The organism is Xanthomonas sp. AC360 (genome assembly GCF_979258225.1).
Genome location: NZ_OZ409846.1, coordinates 4,752,743 through 4,772,202 on the forward strand (window position 1 = coordinate 4,752,743; position 19,460 = coordinate 4,772,202).

Here is a 19,460-nt window from a genome sequence, read left to right on the forward strand (position 1 = left end):
ACGAGGGCTTACTCCGCCACCGCGCACTTGGCGCACAGGCCATGCACTTCCAGCGTCTGCGCCTGCGGCTGGAATCCCAGCGCCTTGGCGCGGGCTTCCAGTTGCGCCACCACCTCGCGGTCTTCCAGTTCCACGGCGCTATGGCAACGGTCGCAGATCAGGAACGGCACCGAATGCTGGGCGCTGTTGGGGTGATGACAGGCGACGAAGGCGTTGACCGATTCGAGCTTGTGCACAAAGCCATTGGCCATCAAGAAATCCAACGCGCGGTACACCGTGGGCGGGGCATCGGCGCCCACGCCCTTGCCTTCGCGCACCCAGTCCAGCAGTTCGTACGCCTTGACCGGTTTGCCGGCATCGGCGATCAGCCGCAGGACGTTGGCGCGGATCGGCGTCAGCCGCAGGCCGCGCTCGCTGCAGGCGCGCTCCACCGCGCGCACGAAGCTGTTGGCATCGTCCACGTGATGATGCGGGGCCGTGCAGGCATGGTCCTGGTCGTGCGGTTGGGTGTGCATGTGCTTGGTCATACAGGCTCCGGCGTCAGGCCGCTCCAATCTTGATGAGTGCCGCATCGATGCGTTTCAAGGCACCCTCGCGGCCGGCCAGGTACACCGTCTGCGAAATGTCCGGGCTGACCTGGGTGCCGGTGATGGCCACCCGCAGCGGCTGGGCGACCTTGCCCATGCCCAGTTCCAGCGCCGCGGCGGCCTCGTGCAGCGCCGCCGACACGCTCTCCACGCTCCACTCGCTCAGCGCTGCCAGCATCTCGCGCGCCTTGCCCAGCGGCACTTCCGCACCGAGCTTCAGGTGCTTGATCACCGCTGCTTCGTCGTAGGTTTCCAGCGGCTGGTACCAGACCACGGCCTTTTCGGCCATTTCCTTCAGCGTCTGCACGCGCTCGCGCAGCGCCACCACCACATCGGCAGCGGCCGGGCCGGCGGCGATGTCCAGACCAAGCTTGGCGAGCTGATACTCCAGCTGCGGGGCGATGCTGGCCGGGTCGTCGGTCTTCAGATAATGCTGATTGACCCAACCGAGCTTGGCCATGTCCAGGCGCGCAGCCTTGGAATTGACGTCCTTGACGTCGAACAGGTCCAGCAGCTCCTGCTGGCTGAACAACTCCTGGTCGCCATGCGACCAGCCCAGACGGGCCAGGTAATTGATCAGCGCATGCGGCAGGTAGCCGGCGTCCTTGTACTGCATGACATCGGCCGCGCCGGTGCGCTTGGACAGCTTGGCGCCCTGCTCGTCCAGGATCATCGGCATGTGCGCGAACTTGGGCACCGGCGCGCCCAGCGCTTCATAGATGTTGATCTGGCGCGGAGTGTTGTTGATGTGGTCGTCGCCGCGGATCACCTCGGTGATGCCCATGTCCCAATCGTCCACCACCACCGCAAAGTTGTAGGTGGGGAAGCCGTCCGGGCGGAAGATCACCATGTCGTCGAGCTCGCTGTTGGCGATCTCGATACGGCCCTTGATCAGGTCGTCGAACACCACCGTGCCGCCGACCGGGTTCTTGAAGCGGATCACCCGGTTGGGGTCGTCGCGGTACGGCAGCTGCTGCTCGCGCGCGGCGCCGTTGTAGCGCGGTTTTTCCTGCTTGGCCATCGCGGCCTCACGCATGGCGTCGAGCTCTTCGCGGCTTTCGTAGGCGTAATAGGCCTTGCCCTGCGCCAGCAGCTGCTCGGCCACCTCTTGATAGCGGGCGATGCGCTGGGTCTGGTAGATCGGGCCTTCGTCGTAACCCAGGCCCAACCAGTCCATCGCCTCCAGGATGGCGTCGATGGCCGCCTGGGTGCTGCGTTCGCGGTCGGTGTCTTCGATGCGCAGCACGAACTCGCCGCCGCGGTGGCGCGCCTCCAACCAGCAATACAGGGCGGTGCGGGCGCCGCCGATGTGCAGGTAACCGGTGGGGCTGGGAGCAAAGCGGGTGCGGCAGGTCATGGAACGCTCGGCGAAACGGGAGTGCGCCGATTTTACCTTGCGCAGCGTGGCCCTGCCCGGCCAGGTGCGGCGGCGGTGATGTCGGGGGCCGCAGCGGCGCCGCGCCGCGTATCGACGGCGGTGCCGGCACGCCCGTGCCCTTGCCGCGCAACGCCTTCAGCCGCTCGCGTCTGCGCTGCGATCAGAGCCTTGAAGATCGACCGCCGGCTGCGCACTGCACGCTGCGGCCGGCGTCGGCCTGGCTCAGCGATTGCGCAACAAGTCGCCGTACACCACGCATTCGCCATCGCTACGCGCCGGGCCGGGCGCGTCGTACAGCACCAGCCAGCTGGGAACCTTGCCGGCCAGCTGCGGCGGTAGGTTGCAGATGGCTTCGGCGCGGTCGCTGTCCTTGCCATGCGGCAGCACCGCCGATTCCAGCAAGGCATGCTGAAAGCGCACCGGCTCGCGGTTGGCGGCCAGCACGGTGCGTGCGTCCGGCCATTTGAACAGGCGGATCTCGCCGTTCAACACCATCGTGGGGCCGGCCAGCAGATACAGATCGTCGCCGGAATAATGCAGATCGCGGATGCCCAGCCCGCCCAGTTGCAGGAAGTGCTTGCGCAGCAGCGTGCCGTCGTCGTCCAGCGGCGCCAGGCGCAAATGGTCGCCATGCGCTTCCACCTGGATTTCCAGCAGCGCCGACCAGCCGCGCAGCACCGGCCCGCGTAGGCCAAGCAGCAGGCGCTTGCCGTCGGCCACGATGCCTTCGATATCGAAGCCGTTGTCCTTGCCGGGAATCTTCAGGAACGGGCCAAAATGCGCGTCGTCGGCCAGCAGCTCGGTGAGCTGGTTGTGCTTGGCGTCGCCCTTGAGCCGCAGCGCGCGGCGGCCATCGGCCGCCTCGCGCACCAGGCGCGGGGTGCCATCGGCATCGGACTCGATCGGCAGGCAGGCCAGCAGGCGGCGGTTGGCGTCGAGCTTGAGTTTGGTCAGGCGTTTGGCGTTGTCGGCGTCGTCGCGGCCGGGCTTGGCGTTCTTGCGCTTCAAGCCATGCGAGCCGATCACCCAAAGATAGCCGTCCGACAGGCCCATGCCTTCCAGGTCGGCTTCTTCTGCGTCCTCCCCTGGAAGATCCAGCAGCTCGGCCAGTGGGAAACTCTGGCCTTCGCCGAAGCGCAGCGTCTCGCGCTGGGTGGGCTGCAGCTTGCGCAGGCGATCCACCGCGCAGGCTTCATCGCCGGCCACCCACAGCCAATCGTCGGTAAACGCCGCGCCGGACAGATTGCTGTGCACCAGCGCGCCGGGTGCGAACTCCAGCCGGACGCTGTGCGGAATCAGGGTTTTCTTGGCCATGGGAACCTGGTGGGTGGTGTTGCGAAGTTGGGCGATTGAAGGCCTGAGCACGTAGCTGCGCGGTCGCTGCATGCGGCGGCAGGTGCTGAGCGCACCCGCCACGTTTGCAACCTCCGCGCCTGCGTACGATGCGAGCAGGGAATCAATCGTTCTTGGTCAATCGAACGCGGCCAGCTTGGCACGCGCCACTTCCGGCGCCAACTGCCCCGACCAATCGCGGTCGTTGGCCACCTGCGCGTGGGCGCGGCTGGCTTCGAACGCATCGAAGTCCAGCGCGGCATACGCCCAGACGGTGTCTGCATCGGTTTGCGCCAGCACGCCGTCGGCGGGGAAGCCCACATCCATCGGTGCAAACACCGCCGCCTCGCCGGTGTTGATGTCCAGCGCGGGGCTCCAGGGCGCCTCGCCGGCGGTGACCGATTGCGCGACGAACATGCGGTTTTCCAGTGCGCGCGCCAGACAACCGACCCGCACGCGGGTGGCGCCGGCCGCAGTGTCGGTACAACTGGGCACGATCAACAGGCGCGCGCCGGCTTCGTACTGCGCGCGCACCGGCAACGGGAACTCGCTGTCGTAGCAGATCGCAATCGCCGCGCGCACGCCGTCCAGCGCGAACACCTTCAACGCATCGCCCGGCTCGATCAGCCCGGTGGCTTTTTCAAACCCGGTCAGTTGCAGCTTGTCCTGCCAGCCGTGGCCGCCGTCGGGCGTGAACCAGTCGCTGCGATTGCGATAGCGGCCCTGGCCCAGATCCAGCAGAAAACTCCCGGCAATCAGATGCAACCGGTGCTGCCGGGCCAGGCCGGCAAACAGCTCCAGCCACGACGTTCGCAGCGCCTGGATGGCCGCAAACGATTCGGGCAGGCCGGCCGACACCTGCGTGCCGAACGTGGCAGCCAGCTCCAACGACAGATATTCCGGCAGCACCGCCACCCGCGCGCCGGCAGCCGCAGCCTCGCCGATCAGTGCCGACATGCGCGCGGCGAAGTCAGCGAAATCCACGGGTTTGCCGATCGGATACTTGGCAACGGCAATGGTGAGCGGAGCATTCATCGGCAAGCTTCCTTTAACGGCTCTATAGCGACGTAAAACGTGCGCAGCAACGCAATCGACTTCACCACGCTCAAGGTTTCAGCGCGCGCGTCCACACACTCAAGCTGTGGTCGATCTGCCCATGTTGCAACTCCGCCCACTCCAGCCGCACCTGCATGCCCGGCTGCGGCGCGTAACCGCGCTTGCGCCAGAACACATCGTTGGGGCGATAGTCGGCAGGTTTGCGCGGGTCGTCCGCTGCACGTTCCACCGAGCAGAACGCGGCGAGCGTAAAGCGGCCCAATGCGCGAGCATGCGCCTCGCGCCTGTCGAAGAAGGCATGGCCGATGCCCTGCCCGCGATACGCCGGCAACAACACCGACTCGCCGAAATAAAACACGCTGGCCGGGTCGATACCGGCGGCGATAAATGGCGCGTGGAAAGCGGCGCTGTCGTCGAGCAACGGCAAGCCGGTAGACGCGCCGATGACCGCATCGCCATCGCGCGCCAGGACAAACACGCTATCGGGCGAGGCAGCATAGGCGGCCAGATAGTCGCGTTCGTAGCCGGCATCGCCGTCGTACAGATACGGCCATGCGCGGAACACCGCGATGCGCAACTGCGCTACCGCATCCAGATACGGCAACACCGCGTTGCCGTGGACTGTTTCAACGATCAGGGAGGTGCCGGTCATGCGGCCATGGTAAGCGAGCCTGGCCGCATTGCGCTGCTGCACTGCCGCGGCTCAACGCAGCCAACCGTCATGGCGCTGGGCCGCGTTGCCGGGCTGTTGCCACATCAACCACACCGCCGCTTCTTCCTGGGCAACCAGCACCCCAAGCAGCGCATCGGTACTGCGCGCCCAGTAACTACCGTTACTCAAGCGCTGCCACGGCCCGTAGCCGCGCACACGTGCGTCCGGTGCCGGAGCCTGCTGCTGCCGCGACGCCTGCAAAAAACTGCATCCATCCACACGCAAGGCCTGCGCCGTGCGCGCATGCAGGCGCATACCGATCACCCCACGGCGGCCTTCGCGCGCCAGCGGCAACGCCGACAGCGGCGAGCCTTCCCATTGCGACAGTGGCGCTGCGGGAAGCAGCGCCACTGTGTCGATTCCGGCGGGCAGCAAACGCTGCGCCCGCCGGTACACTTGTGCATGCACGCGCATGTCGACCTCAGCGCAGGCTGTTGCCAAGCTCGTACCAATCGACCTTACGCGTCACCCACATGATGCTGGCCAGGATGCCGAACAGCAGCAGCGACCCCATCAGCAGCGAGTTGTCTTCCGAGACCAGCAGGCTATAGAGCACGCCATACAACGCCGTCAGCATCACCGAGAACCCGGCAGCGCGTACCCAACTCCGCAACACCCCGGACAGATAGAAGAACTGCAGGCCGATACACGCCGCCGCCGACACCAGATACGCCTGCCAGAACGCGATGTGCTCGGAAAGGCTCAGCAGCAACAGGAAGAAGATCGCCAGCGCCAGGCCGACCAGCAGGTATTGCAACGGATGGATCGGCAAGCGCTTGATCAGCTCGAACAACACGAACGCCACAAAGGTCAGCACCACGAACAGGATGCCGTACTTGCTGGCGCGATCGGCCTGGGTATACACGTCCACCGGGTCGACCAGACGCACTTCCAGCGTATCCAGCGACGACTGCGACGACTGCAGCTGCGTCTGCGCACCGGTTGCCAGCGACGACAGCGACCAACTCGCATCGAAGCCACGCTCGCTGATGGTCGGCGCATTCGGCAGAAAGCGCCCACCGAACAACGGATGCGGCCAGGCCGAACGCAGCGCGATGTCGTTATTGTCGGCAATCGGCGCGATGGTCAGACTGCGCGTGCCATCCAGCACGAATGTCATATCCACTGCATTGCCGTCGACCAGCTTGCCGGCCAGCGGATCGCCCAAGGGCTGCAGATCGGCGTGAATGCCGGCAGAGCGCGATGCCAGGCCGCCAGCGCCGCTTTCCAGCGTCAGCGTGCGGCCGTCCACCCGCAGCGTTGGCGTGCCAACCAACCCACGCACGTCCGAAATGCCCACGGCCAGATGCGGCTGGCCATAGCTGCGCCCGGCCACGGCCGGATACTCGAGCGGGTCGAATTCGGCCTTGAGCTTGGCCTTCCACGAATACACCTGCACGCGGAACAGGCCGATCTTGCGCTCGGACGGCATCAACTCGCCGCTCAGGTTGAGCGTGCGCGGGGTCTGCAGCAGCTGCCCATCGCGCTTGCGCCAGACCTTGTGCGACTTGCCCTCCTCGTCCGGCTCGGTCACCTGCACATCTTCGGTGTACGGCAACACCCGCACCGGTGCGATGAACTGCTGTTCGCCGGCCTTACTCTGCGCCACCCGCTCCACCGCCTGGTCGCGGTACTGCGCACGGTCCTGCACGGTGCCGCGAATCAGCAACAAGGGAATCAGCAACAACAGGATCAGCCCGCCGATGGTGGCGAACCGCAACAACAGTTTCAGGGATTTCATCGGCCATCCTCATTCTGGGAGGTGGTCAGGGTGCAAGGCCCCGGTGTCGGGGGTTTGAGGCGAATTTGAAGCGAATGTGAAGTGCCGCCTCTACACGCGCGGCGGCCGGCACTGTGACCCAGTCAGGAAATCGCGTTTTCACGCTTTAAAAGTGCAACGCAGGCCCAGTGCACGCTTCCGTTTCAGTGATGACACTTCGCATCACCGCCGCGTTCTTTCGCGCCAGGCGCAAGGATGAGCACGCAGCTACGCACTTCAGGGCCATCCCTTCTTTTCCTGAGTTATTCCGCTTACGGCTTTCTGGTTTTGTCGGTCTTCGGCGTCTCTTTTCTCTTTATTGCCCGCACCGCATCGGTGTCGTTCCACCCCTGTGTCCGCTCGCCGGCCGTGGTTCCAACAGTGCGCACGACTGCATCCCTCTACTCCCTGGAGTCTGCCTTTCATGAACAAGCAATGTTCACTTGCGCTTTGCGTGCTCGCCGCCCTGAGCCTGTCCTCCGCCGCAGCGCAGGCGGCAACGCACGGAATGGGTTTGAAGCCATCGTCGTTGATGCAGCCGGTCACCCCGCTATTCGGAACCGCGAGCGCGGCCAAATCCCTTCCCGCCTCGGTGGACCTGACCGCCTGGGCGATCACGCCGGGCGATCAGGGCCAGGTGGGATCGTGTGCGTCGTGGGCCACCGCGCACACCTTGACCGGCTGGTACGCCAATGCCAGCAAACAGGCGCAAACCCGCTTTGCCCCGATGTATCTCTATAGCCAGGTCAACGGTGGCGTCGATGACGGCTCCACGCTGGAAGCCCCGCTGGAAGTTGCGCTAGCGCAAGGCATCGCTACCGAGCAGCAGTATTCGTGGGGCAACTACAACTGGAAGAACCCACCCACCGCCGCCGACCGCGCCAACGCCGCCAAAAACCCCACGCCCTACCGGAAGTACACCGTGCTGTATGCGGGCAACGGCGATGGCGGGCGCGCCCTGATCGAGCAGATCAAACTGGCGCTGGCCTCCTCCACGCCGGTCGCCATCGGCTTCTATGTGCGGCAGGGTTTTGAGGACCTCACCCCCAAGAATCAGGTCGACTACGACATCAAGAGCCCGATCCTGGGCGGACATGCGGTGATCGCGCTGGGTTACGACAGCGAAGGGCTGATCGTCGAAAACAGCTGGGGCACCGAGTGGGGTAACAAAGGTTTTGGCAAGCTGTCCTGGTCGGTGGTGGCCAAGGACGTCACCGCCGCCGACGTGGTGCACTAGCGCACCGCGGAAGCGCACTGCGATGTGCGGCTGATACGGTTACGGCATGCGCGCTGGTGCATGCCGTGTTCCGTGTTCCGTATTCCGCATTTCGTGCGGCGTTGGTGCGTTCTCGGTGTCCTACTGCTGCACAAGCTCCACCCAATACCAAGAGCGGCCAACAACATGCCTGCGCTCACCGCCAGACGGGCGTGGCCGATGCGGCATGGCCCTCTCTTCGAGTCTGAGCGCGCCGTCCACACTCACCTGACGACTGCTCGCGACGTTGTGTCAGCCGCGCTTAGCCGATCGGCAGCCGCAAGGTCGCAATCGCACCGCCACCGTCGCGATTGCCCAGCGCCACATCGCCACCGTGCAAGCGCGCCACCTCGCGCACGAACGGCAAGCCAAGGCCGGAGCTGCGCTGCCCGGTCTGCGGCCGCGCCAACGAGTAAAAGCGCTCGAAGACGCGTTCGATGGCGTAGTCCGGCACCCCACTGCCCCGGTCTTCGACCGACAGCTGCCAGTGCCCTGCATGTATGTGCGCACGCAGATGCACACTGCTGCCCTGCGGCGAAAACGCAATCGCATTTTCCAACAGATTGATCAGCGCCTGACGCAACAAAAATCCATCGCCAGACACGTACTGCTCGCCGTTCGAATCGGGTGGCGCGGCACTCTCCAGCTGCACACCCGCTGCGGCGGCACGCGGCGCAACCGCCTCCAACGCCGCTTGCAGCACGCTGCTCACAGCGATGCGTGCGCGCGTCTGCAGCCGACCGTGTTGTTCCACCTCAGCCAGCGCGAGCAGCTTGTCGATGGTTTCGGTGAGCCGTTGTTCCTGCGCGCGGATGCTGGCGACAAAATGCTGGCGATCGGCTTCCGGCAACGGCTCGGTCAACAACTCCGATGCGCCACGGATCGCCGCCAACGGGCTTTTCATTTCATGCGTCAGCGACTGCACGTAATGCTCGACGTAGGCCTTGCCTTCCAGCTTGCGGCGCATGGTTTCCAGCGCCTGGCCGAGGTCGCCGATTTCATCGCCGCGCGGTTTGGGTGGCGGCACCGGGATACCGGCGCTCACGGCCTGCGCATAGCGGTTGAGCCGGCCGATGCCGCGCATCAGCCACCAGGTCATCAGGATGCCGATCAACGCGGAAATACCGATCAACCAGGCCCCGCGCTGCAGGATGTTGCGTTGGCTGGCTTCGATAAACGGGTCGATACTGCGATTGGGCTGGGCCAGGGTGAGCACGCCGATCAACTTGCCGGGTTGGTCGGGCGCGTAGATCGGTGCGGCCACATGCATGACGGTGGCTTTAGGGTCGCCATCGAGTTCCGGGCTGGAACGCGCGCCGTATTCGCCACGCAAGGTGCGGTAGACATCGTTCCAACGCGAGTTGTCGCGGCCCACGTCGCGGCCCAGCGAATCGAACACCACCACCCCGCGCGCATCGGTCACGGTGACGCGGTAATCCACATTATTCTTGCGGAAGCGCCACACCCAGGCCTTGGGGTCGCGCTGCTGCGCCTGCGCCAGGTTGCGCGCAAAGCGGCCGTCGACGATGTGCCCGGCGGCCAGGTCGCTGCTGGCCATTTCTGCCAGCACGTTGGCCGCATCCACCAACGTGGATTCCATCGCCTGACGCACGCCGGGTTTGACCTCGTTGACGAACACCCGCATCACGAAGAACGCAGCCAGGCCCACGATCAGGAAGAAGCCCAGAAACAGCTTGAGACCGAGCCGCATGTCAGCGCCCCACCCCGTTCAACGCACCACACCCATGCCCGTCCATCGGCTACAGCTCCAGGGCGTAGCCAAGGCCACGATGGGTGCGGATCGGGTCGGCCGGCACGCCGGCCAGGCGCAGCTTGCCGCGTAGCGTCTTGATATGGGTGTCGACGGTGCGATCGGCGCTGTCGGCGCTGGCATCCCAGCCGCGATCCATCAACTGCGCACGGCTCAGGATCGCACCGGGGCGTTGCAGCAACGCAGCCAGCAGCGCGTATTCGTAACGGGTCAGCGGCAACAAGGCATCGCCGTAGCGGATGCGGCTGCCGTCGCGGTCGATTGCGAACGCGCCATGCGGCTGCCAACCCGGTTCGGCCACTGCTGCCACGCTGCGGCGGCGCAGACGTGCGCGCACCCGCGCCACCAGCTCGCGCGGGGAGAACGGCTTGGCCATGTAATCGTCGGCGCCCAGCTCCAGCCCGAGCACGCGGTCGATCTCGTCGTTGCGCGCGGTCAGGAAGATCACCGGCACCTCGCTGAAACTGCGCAGGCTGCGGCACACCTCGAAGCCGTTGATGTCCGGCAGGCCCACGTCCAGCACCACCACATCGGCCGGGTCGGCACGCAGCCGCGCCAGCGCGTCGCGGCCCAGCAGGCAATGTTCCGCCGCATAGCCTTCGCTACGCAGCGCGTAGAGCACGGTATCGGCGATGGCGGCTTCGTCTTCGACGACGAGCACGCGGGCGGGAGAGTCGGACATGGCGCGCAGCATAGCCGCATGCCGGCGCGGCCCATAGCGCGCACGCTGCCAGGCCGTGGCACGCACGCAAGCGTCGGCGACAGACGTTGGCGACAGGGCGCGGGCAACGCTGCGCGGTCCTGGCACCCCGCCCCCAAGGCGATGCCGCTTGTGCCTCCCGCGAACGCGGCATACCCGCGCGCAGCGCAAAGGGCCGCGCACGCTCTACACTTCCCCGATGAACTATCGCCACGCCTTCCATGCCGGCAACCATGCCGACGTGCTCAAGCACATCGCCTTGCTGGCGCTGATCGACACCCTCAAGCGCAAGGACACCCCGTTCTTCGTGCTCGACACCCACGCCGGGCGCGGCCGCTACCAGCTCGGTGGCGAAGAAAGCCGCAAGACCAACGAAGCCGATGCCGGCGTGATGCGGCTGATGGCCGAGTCCACCTTGCCGGAGGTGGTCGAGCGCTATCTGCGTGCAGTGCAGGCCGACAACCAGACCGTCGCCCGCCCCGCCGTACCCGGGCAAAAGCCGGCCCGCCCCACCGCCGGCATCCAGCTCAACCATTACCCCGGCTCGCCGCTGCTGGCCGCGCAGGCCCTGCGCGAGCAGGACCGCATGGCGTTCTGCGAATTGCAGCCGGACGAGGCTGAGGCGCTCAAGACGCTGTTCGCCAAGGACAGCCGCGTGCGCGTGCATGCCGGCGACGGCTATGCGGCCATCCGCGCATTTTTGCCGCCGCGCGCCGGCGACACCAAGATCGGCCGCGGGCTGGTGCTGATCGACCCGCCGTACGAGTCGCAGGACGCCGAATACCAGCAGATCATCCATAGCGTGCGCGAGACGTTGGCGCGCTGGCCGCAGGCGATCTGCATGGTGTGGTACCCGATCAAGCTGCGTCGCAGCCTGCAGCCGTTCATGCGCAAAGCGGCCACGTTGCCGGCCAAGTCGGTCCTGGTGGCCGAGCTGCAGGTGCGCCCGGACGACTCGCCGCTGCGCCTGACCGGCAGCGGGTTGTTGATCGTCAACGCGCCCTGGCAATTCGACAAGGTGCTGGCACCGGCATTGCCGGTGCTCAAGAAGCATCTTGGCGAACTTGGCGCTTCCACGCGGCTGGAATGGCTGCGCCAGGACGCCTGATACACCCGTAATCCGTGCAGCATTCGCCTGGCCGCTGTGCGGCGACTGCACACGTCGCACGGTGTGCCTTGCACCGGCGTCAGTGCGCATCGGCTGCTGGCTGATGGCCGCAGCAGCCTGGCATTGGCATGAGGCAGGGCCTTGGCGCGACCGCCGGGCCTGGTCTCAAACAGTCGTGATCGATCCAGCAGGCCGCCATCCAGCCCCCGCCAACAGGCGGCAACGGCGCAGGTGATCGCGCGCGGGCAAGCTCACGACCGGCTCACGGCTCCGCTCGTTACAGTTGTCTGGGAAGCACTGCCACCCCTTGATGGCCCTCAGCGGCGCACCGGATTCATTCATGGTTGCGCGCCGGGCTGGTGCCAGAATCTTCCGATCTTTAAGGAACACCGGTCATGGCCATTCGCAATCGCATGCCTCCCTGGCATGAAAACTTCAGCCTGCCCAATGGCCGCACCCTGTTGCTCCGCCCGATCCGTCCCGAGGACGGCCCGCCGCTGCAAGGGGCATTCAGCCTGCTGGGACCGGAGGAAATCCGCGCGCGCTTCGTACGCTCCTCCGCCGAAATCACCCCGGAGATGGTGCAGCGCCTGACCCATCCCAATCCCAAGACCGAAATCGTGCTGGTCGCCGCCGAGCAGTTGCCCCCGGGCGAAGCCCTGGTCGGTGCGGTGGCGCGCGCAGCATTGGTGCCGGGCACCCGCCAGGCCGAATACACCATCCTGGTCAGCAGCTTCGTCGCCGGCCAGGGCCTGGGACGGCAATTGATGCGCAAACTGGTGAAGTGGGCGCGCCGCAAGTATCTGGATTGCCTGTTCGGCGACGTGCTGCAGAGCAACGTCCCGATGCTGCAGCTGGCCGAATCGCTGGGCTTCAAGCCGCAGGCGCATCCGGATTCGCCGGAACTGGTGCGGATGGTGCTGGAGCTGGATGCCTGAGGGGCTGGGATTGGGGGGCGGGATTGGGGATTCGCTAAAGGCCGTTGCGGTGCTTGCTGGTTGCAGGGTCCTTGCCCGCCTACCAGCGCGGGACACGCCGCAAGTACGTCCCTGTAGGCTCTTACGCGGCATCCATGCCGCGTAAGGTCCCGCGCCGGTAGGCGGGCAAGGACCAGTCGAGATCGTCGGTGTGCATGGTTCAAGCCAGGCGCGGTGAGCGGTGCTATTGACGGCCTACCGAACCAATACAGGGCCCAAGAAACCGCCTGCGGTCTGATGACCCTCCTCTGACGGCCGACCAACGTGCTGGCGCGGTGTCCTCACCGATTGCGGGACCGTGTGGCGGCATGGATGCCGCCACCGAGCCTCCATGGACGGATTCGCGGCGTGTCCCGCAAACGGTGAGGGCACCGCGCCTTCGACCCGCTCAGCGGTTGCTCCTGCAGTAGGCCGGTCACCAGAACGGCAGCGGCAAGCCAGCAGAACTTGGCGAGCTCGTCGCGCACGAGCCAACACCAGCTTTCACGCCAGATGGACCGGGCACTGCGGGCGCTCTGATAAAATCGCGGACTGATGCCGCAGCCTACCTACCCCTCGCCGCCGCTGCCCAAGTCTGGCCAGCTCCGCGCCTACTGGCGCTCTCCGTCTTCTCCGACTGCACTGGCCTGGTCGATCGCCCGCGCCGCCGAGGCGCATGCCGGCCCGCTGCTGGTGATCGCCCGCGACAACCAGAGCGCGCATCAGATCGAAGCCGATCTGCACGCATTGCTCGGTGAGCACGCGACGCTGCCGGTGGTGCCGTTTCCCGATTGGGAAACCCTGCCCTACGACCAGTTCAGCCCGCACCCGGAAATCATCAGCCAGCGCCTGGCTGCCCTGCATCGCCTGCCCGGCCTGAGCAAGGGCGTGGTGATCGTGCCGGTGCAGACCCTGATGCAGCAGCTGGCACCGCTGAGCTACATCGTCGGCGGCAGTTTCGATCTGAAGGTCGGCCAGCGGCTGGATCTGGATGCGGAGAAACGCCGCCTGGAAAGCGCCGGTTACCGCAATGTGCCGCAGGTGATGGACCCAGGCGATTTTGCGGTGCGCGGCGGGTTGCTCGATGTGTTTCCGATGGGCGAAACCACGCCGCTGCGCGTGGAGTTGCTGGATGAGGACATCGATTCGATCCGCGTGTTCGACCCGGAATCGCAGCGTTCGCTGGACAAGGTGGACGCGGTCAAGATGTTGCCCGGCCGCGAAGTGCCGATGGACGATGCCAGCGTCGAACGCGTGCTGGCCTGCCTGCGCGAACGCTTCGACGTGGATACCCGGCGCAGCGCCTTGTATCAGGATCTTAAATCGGGCCTGGCGCCGTCGGGGGTCGAGTACTACCTGCCGATGTTCTTCGCCAAGACCGCCACGCTGTTCGATTATCTGGACAAGCGCGCGCTACCGTTGATCGCCACTGGCGTGTCCAACGCCGCCGATACGTTCTGGGCGCAGGCGCAGAATCGCTACGAACAGCGCCGCCACGATGTGGAACGCCCACTGCTGCCGCCGGACGAGTTGTATCAATCGCCGGATGCGCTGCGCGAGCGGCTCAACAAGCTGGCGCGTATCGAGGTGTGGGCCAGCGACCATGCGCGCATCGACGAGGCCGCCGCGCTCGGCGACCAACCGTTGCCGCCGTTGCCGGTTGCCGCAAAAGACGCGCCGGCTGGCCAGGCACTGGCCTCGTTCCTGAGCCACTACCCGGGCCGTGTGCTGGTCGCCGCCGATTCGGCCGGCCGCCGCGAAGCCTTGATGGAAGTGCTGGCCGCCGCCCAGCTCAAGCCGGATGTCGTGGCCGATGTACCGGCCTTCCTGACGGCGACCAAGCTGCGTTTCGGCATCACGGTGGCGGCGCTGGAAGACGGCTTTGCGCTGGATGAGCCGCAGATTGCGGTGCTGACCGAGCGTCAGCTGTTTCCCGAGCGGGCCAACCAACCGCGCCGCACGCGCCGGGTCGGACGTGAGCCGGAAGCGATCATTCGCGACCTGGGCGAGCTGTCCGAAGGCGCGCCGATCGTGCACGAGGATCACGGTGTGGGCCGCTACCGCGGGCTGATCGTGCTCGATGCCGGCGGCATGCCCGGCGAGTTCCTGGAAATCGAATACGCCAAGGGCGACCGGTTGTATGTGCCGGTGGCGCAGTTGCATCTGATCAGCCGTTACTCCGGTGCATCGGCCGAGACCGCGCCGCTGCATTCGCTGGGCGGCGAGCAATGGACCAAGGCCAAGCGCAGAGCCGCCGAGAAGGTGCGCGACGTGGCTGCCGAACTGTTGGAAATCCAGGCCCGCCGCCGCGCGCGCGCCGGCCTGGCGCTGCAGGTGGACCGGGCGATGTACGAGCCGTTTGCAGCCGGATTCCCGTTCGAAGAAACCACCGACCAGCTTGCCGCCATCGACGCCACGCTGCGCGATCTGGGCAGCAGCCAGCCGATGGACCGCGTGGTGTGCGGCGATGTCGGTTTCGGCAAGACCGAGGTCGCGGTGCGTGCGGCATTTGCTGCGGCCAGCGCCGGCAAGCAGGTCGCCGTGCTGGTGCCGACCACCCTGTTGGCCGAACAGCATTACCGCAATTTCCGCGACCGCTTTGCCGATTACCCAATGAAGGTGGAAGTGCTGTCGCGCTTCAAGAGCACCAAGGAAATCAAGGCCGAGCTGGAGAAGGTCGCCAGTGGCGATATCGACGTCATCATCGGCACGCACCGCTTGTTGCAGCCCGATGTGAAGTTCAAGGATCTGGGCCTGGTCGTGGTCGACGAGGAACAACGGTTCGGCGTGCGGCAAAAAGAAGCGCTCAAGGCGATGCGCGCCAACGTGCATCTGCTTACGCTCACCGCCACGCCGATCCCGCGCACGCTCAATATGGCCATGGCCGGCTTGCGCGATCTATCCATCATCGCCACCCCGCCGCCCAACCGGCTGGCGGTGCAGACCTTCATCACCGCCTGGGACAACACGCTGCTGCGCGAAGCATTCCAGCGCGAGCTCAGCCGTGGCGGCCAGCTGTACTTCCTGCACAACGATGTGGAAAGCATCGTGCGCATGCAACGCGATCTGTCCGAACTGGTGCCGGAAGCGCGTATCGGCATCGCGCACGGGCAGATGCCCGAGCGCGAGCTGGAACGGGTGATGCTGGATTTCCAGAAGCAACGCTTCAACGTGCTGTTGTCGACCACGATCATCGAATCGGGCATCGACATTCCCAACGCCAACACCATCATCATCAACCGCGCCGATCGCTTCGGTCTTGCGCAGTTGCATCAGCTGCGCGGCCGCGTGGGCCGTTCGCATCACCGCGCTTACGCGTATCTGGTGGTGCCGGACCGGCGCTCGATGACCTCCGATGCAGAAAAGCGCCTGGAAGCCATCGCCTCGATGGACGAGCTGGGTGCGGGCTTCACCCTGGCCACGCACGATCTTGAAATCCGCGGCGCCGGCGAGTTGCTCGGCGAAGACCAGAGCGGCCAGATGGCCGAGGTCGGTTTCAGCCTGTACACCGAACTGCTGGAGCGCGCGGTGCGCAGTATTCGCCAAGGCAAACTGCCCGATCTGGATGCCGGCGAAGAAGCGCGCGGCGCCGAAGTGGAGCTGCACGTGGCCTCGCTGATTCCCGAGGATTACCTGCCAGATGTGCATACGCGCCTGACGCTGTACAAGCGCATTTCCAGTGCACGCGACACCGATGCCTTGCGCGAATTGCAGGTGGAGATGATCGACCGCTTCGGCTTGCTGCCGGATCCGGTCAAGCACCTGTTCGCGATTGCCGAGCTCAAGCTGCAGGCCAATGCGTTGGGGATCCGCAAGCTGGATCTGGGCGAAAACGGCGGGCGTCTGGTGTTCGAAGCCAAGCCGTCGATCGACCCGATGACCGTCATCCAGATGATCCAGAAGCAGCCGAAGATCTACACCATGGATGGCCCGGACAAACTGCGCATTAAGTTGCCGATGCCCGAAGGCGCAGACCGCTTCAACGCAGCACGCGGTTTGCTGGCCGCACTGACACCGGGCTGAAGCGCAACGCCGCGTTTGACGGCGTCGCAACAGACTCGACAGCACTACACGTCATGCACGCAGGTGAGCACCACCTGTGTGCATGGCGTGGTGCGCGAGACGTCTCCGATATCGCGCCGATCTGCGTCACACGCAACGGGCTCGCAGCCCTTGCCCTTGCTCGATGCGCACTGCTCCGCCGTGTTTGAAACACGCGCACGTTGTCCCGGGACTGTCCAGGACAAACGCCTTATGAGCCTGCTTGCGACAAACCTGAGCAGTTAATTTCAGAACTGCTAGAAGATTTCACATTTACGTCATTCGACTGAATTTGGCCTAAATATTCCAGCTAGGCGCCGATACCTGCATAGACCGGCATGACTCTGTGTGCAGAGCACGCCACGCAGATCCATGTCACCGCCACCTTCTCCCCGCGTCATCGCACCCAACGTGCGCCATCGCTTGAGGCACCCATGAACACTCCATCTCCCGATCTGCCCGCGCCGTTGACGCTTGCCCTTGAGGGCGAGATGACGATTCGTCGCGCCGCCGAACTCAAGCCGCTGTTGCAGCCGGCGTTGGCGCATCCGGGTGGAGTGCATCTGGATCTGGCGGCAGTGAGCGAAATCGACACTACCGGCCTGCAATTGCTGCTGGCCACCAAGCAGGCGATCCAGGCCGATGGACGGCCGTTTTCGCTGACCGATTCCAGCCGTGCGGTGGTCGATGTGATCGAACTGCTCGGCCTGCTCGAAGCGCTGTACCCGCATGCGGTTGCCTGCCTCGGCGAACACATTCACTAACGGACGGGTGACGCGCGCATGGACATGAACCAGCTGATGCAGACCTTCCTGGCCGAAAGCCGGGATCTGCTCGAAGACATGGAACGGCATCTGCTCGAAGCCGAGCGTGGCGAGTCGTCGCCGGATGCGGTCAATGCGATCTTCCGTGCCGCGCATACCATCAAGGGCTCGGGCGGATTATTCGATCTGCCGCAGCTGGTCGGCTTCACCCATGTGGTGGAAAGCGTGCTCGATCTGGTGCGCGATGAAGCGCTGACGTTGAGCTCGGAACTGATCGGGCTGCTGCTGGTGTGCTGCGATCATATCCATGCATTGGTGGAGACTGCCGCCGACCCCAGCCATGCCGATGCGGATGCGCTGGCTGCCGAAGCCGAACCGTTATTGGCGCAGCTGCAGACCTATCTGCAAAGCAGCGCCTGCGGCGTCACCGCTGCCGCCATCCAGTACAGCACGCCTGAAAAACAGAGCGGTTACTGGCGCATCTCGCTCAAACTCTTCGCCGACGCACTGCGCTTCGGTAACTCGCCGCTCAAGCTGATCCGCAATCTGCGCGGCCTCGGGTCGGTAGAGTCGATCGGCACCGACTACAGCCAATTGCCACGGTTTGAAGACCTCGACCCGGAAGCCAATTACCTCGGTTTCCAGATCCTGCTGCGCAGCGATGCCGATCGTGCCGCGATCGAAGAGGTGTTCGAATTCGTCCGCGACGATTGCGATCTGGATATCGCCGCAGTGTCTGCACCAGCCGATACAGCCACGCTGCTGATCAGCGAGCCGGTGATGGCCGCTGCGCCGGTCAGCGTACTTGCCGCCGTGCCCAACGCTGCAAACGCCGCATCGGCGCCGGCCCGCAATGCACCCGACGCGGGCGGACGCAACAACGATGCGCGCTCGATCCGCGTGGATGCCGACAAGCTCGATCGCATGATCGATCTGGTCGGCGAACTCATCATTGCCGTCAGCAGCACCAACGCCAACGCGCAGCGTACCGGCGATGCGCAACTGCTGGAATCGGCCTCGATCCTGGCCGGCCTGGTGGAAGACGTGCGCGAAAGCGCCTTGCAGCTACGCATGGTCAAGATCGGCGGCACCTTCAGCCGCTTCCAACGCGTGGTGCACGATGTGGCGCGCGAACTCGGCAAGGACATCGCGCTGGTAGTGGCCGGCGAAGACACCGAACTGGACAAGTCGGTGGTGGAAAAGATCGGCGACCCGCTGACGCATCTGGTGCGCAACGCGATGGACCACGGCATCGAGCCGGCGGACGTGCGCGTGGCACACGGCAAACCCGCACGCGGCACCGTGGGCCTCAACGCGTATCACGACTCCGGCAGCATCGTCATCCAGATCACCGACGACGGCGGCGGCTTGAACCGCGACCGCATCCTGGCCAAGGCGCTCGAGCGCGGCCTGATCGAACCCGGCCGCCAACTCAGCGACCGCGAAGTGTTCGCGATGATCTTCGAACCGGGCTTTTCCACCGCAGAAAAGGTCACCAACCTGTCCGGCCGCGGCGTCGGCATGGATGTGGTCAAACGCAACATCACCGCCCTGCGCGGCACGGTCGAAATCGACAGCGCCGCCGGGCTCGGCACCACCATCTCGGTGCGACTGCCGCTGACGCTGGCCATCATCAACGGCTTCCAGGTGGGCGTGGGCAAATCCGTGTTCGTGGTGCCGCTGGATGTGGTGGAGGAATGCGTGGAGTTCACGCCCGACTACGCCAGCGACTACATCGACCTGCGCGGCAGCGTGCTGCCGTATGTGCGCCTGCGTGAACTGTTCGCCCTCGGCGGCAGGACGCCGGCACGCGAAAGCATCGTGGTGATCAGGCAAGGCGCACAACGCTTCGGCCTGGTCGTGGACACCTTGCTGGGCGAATGGCAGACCGTGATCAAGCCGTTGTCCAAGGTGTTCGCACAGGTCAAAGGCATCAGTGGCTCCAGCATCCTGGGCAGCGGCGATGTCGCGCTGATCCTGGATGTGCCCAGCCTGATTCAGCAGTTGCATCCCAACCAGGACGCGCTGGCGGCCTGAGCAT

15 protein-coding genes and 1 other RNA gene are annotated in these 19,460 nt (G+C 65.4%); 7 read left to right on the forward strand and 9 right to left on the reverse strand.

Going from position 1 to position 19,460, the window contains the following annotated elements; genetic code table 11:
- Positions 1–8: 8 nt before the first annotated feature.
- From ACZZ0O_RS20380 to creD, 7 genes are all read right to left on the reverse strand, one after another.
- Complete coding sequence (locus ACZZ0O_RS20380; protein ID WP_463591693.1) at positions 9–527, reverse strand: transcriptional repressor; 519 nt, start codon at positions 525–527, stop codon at positions 9–11.
- Between the two features lie 13 nt (positions 528–540).
- Positions 541–1,944 carry a glutamate--tRNA ligase gene (gene gltX / locus ACZZ0O_RS20385; RefSeq protein WP_463591694.1) on the reverse strand — a complete coding sequence of 468 codons (1,404 nt, stop codon included), beginning with the start codon at positions 1,942–1,944 and terminating at the stop codon, positions 541–543.
- A 243-nt stretch (positions 1,945–2,187) separates the two neighbouring features.
- Positions 2,188–3,279: a DUF3616 domain-containing protein gene (locus ACZZ0O_RS20390; RefSeq protein ID WP_055849814.1), complete on the reverse strand. Its 1,092-nt coding sequence runs from the start codon at positions 3,277–3,279 to the stop codon at positions 2,188–2,190.
- A gap of 156 nt (positions 3,280–3,435) precedes the next feature.
- Complete coding sequence (locus ACZZ0O_RS20395; RefSeq protein WP_463591695.1) at positions 3,436–4,332, reverse strand: carbon-nitrogen hydrolase family protein; 897 nt, start codon at positions 4,330–4,332, stop codon at positions 3,436–3,438.
- Positions 4,333–4,402: 70 nt separating this feature from the next.
- Entirely contained in the window at positions 4,403–5,005 is a 603-nt protein-coding gene (locus tag ACZZ0O_RS20400; protein ID WP_463591696.1) for a GNAT family N-acetyltransferase, read from the reverse strand.
- A 51-nt stretch (positions 5,006–5,056) separates the two neighbouring features.
- Complete coding sequence (locus tag ACZZ0O_RS20405) at positions 5,057–5,479, reverse strand: hypothetical protein (protein ID WP_463591697.1); 423 nt, start codon at positions 5,477–5,479, stop codon at positions 5,057–5,059.
- A gap of 7 nt (positions 5,480–5,486) precedes the next feature.
- Positions 5,487–6,806, reverse strand: a complete 1,320-nt coding sequence (gene creD, locus ACZZ0O_RS20410) for a cell envelope integrity protein CreD (protein ID WP_115528501.1) — start codon at positions 6,804–6,806, stop codon at positions 5,487–5,489.
- Between the two features lie 442 nt (positions 6,807–7,248).
- Here creD and ACZZ0O_RS20415 point away from each other — a divergent pair, with 442 nt between their 5' ends.
- Both ACZZ0O_RS20415 and ACZZ0O_RS20420 read left to right on the forward strand, forming a co-directional pair.
- Complete coding sequence (locus tag ACZZ0O_RS20415; RefSeq protein ID WP_463591698.1) at positions 7,249–8,061, forward strand: C1 family peptidase; 813 nt, start codon at positions 7,249–7,251, stop codon at positions 8,059–8,061.
- A 205-nt stretch (positions 8,062–8,266) separates the two neighbouring features.
- A non-coding RNA gene (locus tag ACZZ0O_RS20420) (sX9 sRNA) lies at positions 8,267–8,337 on the forward strand.
- 4 nt (positions 8,338–8,341) lie between these two features.
- Here the strand turns inward: ACZZ0O_RS20420 and creC are convergent.
- Positions 8,342–9,790, reverse strand: a complete 1,449-nt coding sequence (gene creC, locus ACZZ0O_RS20425) for a two-component system sensor histidine kinase CreC (protein ID WP_463591699.1) — start codon at positions 9,788–9,790, stop codon at positions 8,342–8,344.
- A 49-nt stretch (positions 9,791–9,839) separates the two neighbouring features.
- Positions 9,840–10,544 carry a two-component system response regulator CreB gene (gene creB, locus ACZZ0O_RS20430; RefSeq protein ID WP_193552624.1) on the reverse strand — a complete coding sequence of 235 codons (705 nt, stop codon included), beginning with the start codon at positions 10,542–10,544 and terminating at the stop codon, positions 9,840–9,842.
- A gap of 205 nt (positions 10,545–10,749) precedes the next feature.
- Here creB and ACZZ0O_RS20435 point away from each other — a divergent pair, with 205 nt between their 5' ends.
- From ACZZ0O_RS20435 to ACZZ0O_RS20455, 5 genes are all read left to right on the forward strand, one after another.
- The gene (locus ACZZ0O_RS20435) at positions 10,750–11,658 is read left to right on the forward strand and encodes a 23S rRNA (adenine(2030)-N(6))-methyltransferase RlmJ (RefSeq protein ID WP_055849804.1); all 909 of its coding nucleotides are present in this window, start codon (positions 10,750–10,752) and stop codon (positions 11,656–11,658) included.
- A 395-nt stretch (positions 11,659–12,053) separates the two neighbouring features.
- A complete protein-coding gene (locus ACZZ0O_RS20440; protein WP_055849802.1) occupies positions 12,054–12,596 on the forward strand; it encodes a GNAT family N-acetyltransferase in 543 nt (180 codons plus the stop codon).
- Between the two features lie 573 nt (positions 12,597–13,169).
- On the forward strand, positions 13,170–16,637 hold the full coding sequence (gene mfd, locus ACZZ0O_RS20445) for a transcription-repair coupling factor (RefSeq protein WP_463591700.1): 3,468 nt from the start codon (positions 13,170–13,172) through the stop codon (positions 16,635–16,637).
- Between the two features lie 452 nt (positions 16,638–17,089).
- Positions 17,090–17,419: an STAS domain-containing protein gene (locus ACZZ0O_RS20450; protein WP_463591701.1), complete on the forward strand. Its 330-nt coding sequence runs from the start codon at positions 17,090–17,092 to the stop codon at positions 17,417–17,419.
- Between the two features lie 18 nt (positions 17,420–17,437).
- A complete protein-coding gene (locus tag ACZZ0O_RS20455; RefSeq protein ID WP_463591702.1) occupies positions 17,438–19,456 on the forward strand; it encodes a chemotaxis protein CheA in 2,019 nt (672 codons plus the stop codon).
- The last annotated feature ends 4 nt before the right edge of the window (positions 19,457–19,460 follow it).

What these genes read in the sequence shown, in the direction of transcription:
- creB (WP_193552624.1), bottom strand. Translation starts at nt 10,544, where the DNA reads ATGCTGCGCGCCATGTCCGACTCTCCCGCCCGCGTGCTCGTCGTCGAA.
- gltX (WP_463591694.1), bottom strand. Translation starts at nt 1,944, where the DNA reads ATGACCTGCCGCACCCGCTTTGCTCCCAGCCCCACCGGTTACCTGCAC.
- ACZZ0O_RS20380 (WP_463591693.1), bottom strand. Translation starts at nt 527, where the DNA reads ATGACCAAGCACATGCACACCCAACCGCACGACCAGGACCATGCCTGC.
- ACZZ0O_RS20405 (WP_463591697.1), bottom strand. Translation starts at nt 5,479, where the DNA reads ATGCGCGTGCATGCACAAGTGTACCGGCGGGCGCAGCGTTTGCTGCCC.
- ACZZ0O_RS20415 (WP_463591698.1), top strand. Translation starts at nt 7,249, where the DNA reads ATGAACAAGCAATGTTCACTTGCGCTTTGCGTGCTCGCCGCCCTGAGC.
- ACZZ0O_RS20400 (WP_463591696.1), bottom strand. Translation starts at nt 5,005, where the DNA reads ATGACCGGCACCTCCCTGATCGTTGAAACAGTCCACGGCAACGCGGTG.
- ACZZ0O_RS20455 (WP_463591702.1), top strand. Translation starts at nt 17,438, where the DNA reads ATGGACATGAACCAGCTGATGCAGACCTTCCTGGCCGAAAGCCGGGAT.
- creC (WP_463591699.1), bottom strand. Translation starts at nt 9,790, where the DNA reads ATGCGGCTCGGTCTCAAGCTGTTTCTGGGCTTCTTCCTGATCGTGGGC.
- ACZZ0O_RS20440 (WP_055849802.1), top strand. Translation starts at nt 12,054, where the DNA reads ATGGCCATTCGCAATCGCATGCCTCCCTGGCATGAAAACTTCAGCCTG.
- ACZZ0O_RS20395 (WP_463591695.1), bottom strand. Translation starts at nt 4,332, where the DNA reads ATGAATGCTCCGCTCACCATTGCCGTTGCCAAGTATCCGATCGGCAAA.
- creD (WP_115528501.1), bottom strand. Translation starts at nt 6,806, where the DNA reads ATGAAATCCCTGAAACTGTTGTTGCGGTTCGCCACCATCGGCGGGCTG.
- ACZZ0O_RS20435 (WP_055849804.1), top strand. Translation starts at nt 10,750, where the DNA reads ATGAACTATCGCCACGCCTTCCATGCCGGCAACCATGCCGACGTGCTC.
- ACZZ0O_RS20450 (WP_463591701.1), top strand. Translation starts at nt 17,090, where the DNA reads ATGAACACTCCATCTCCCGATCTGCCCGCGCCGTTGACGCTTGCCCTT.
- mfd (WP_463591700.1), top strand. Translation starts at nt 13,170, where the DNA reads ATGCCGCAGCCTACCTACCCCTCGCCGCCGCTGCCCAAGTCTGGCCAG.
- ACZZ0O_RS20390 (WP_055849814.1), bottom strand. Translation starts at nt 3,279, where the DNA reads ATGGCCAAGAAAACCCTGATTCCGCACAGCGTCCGGCTGGAGTTCGCA.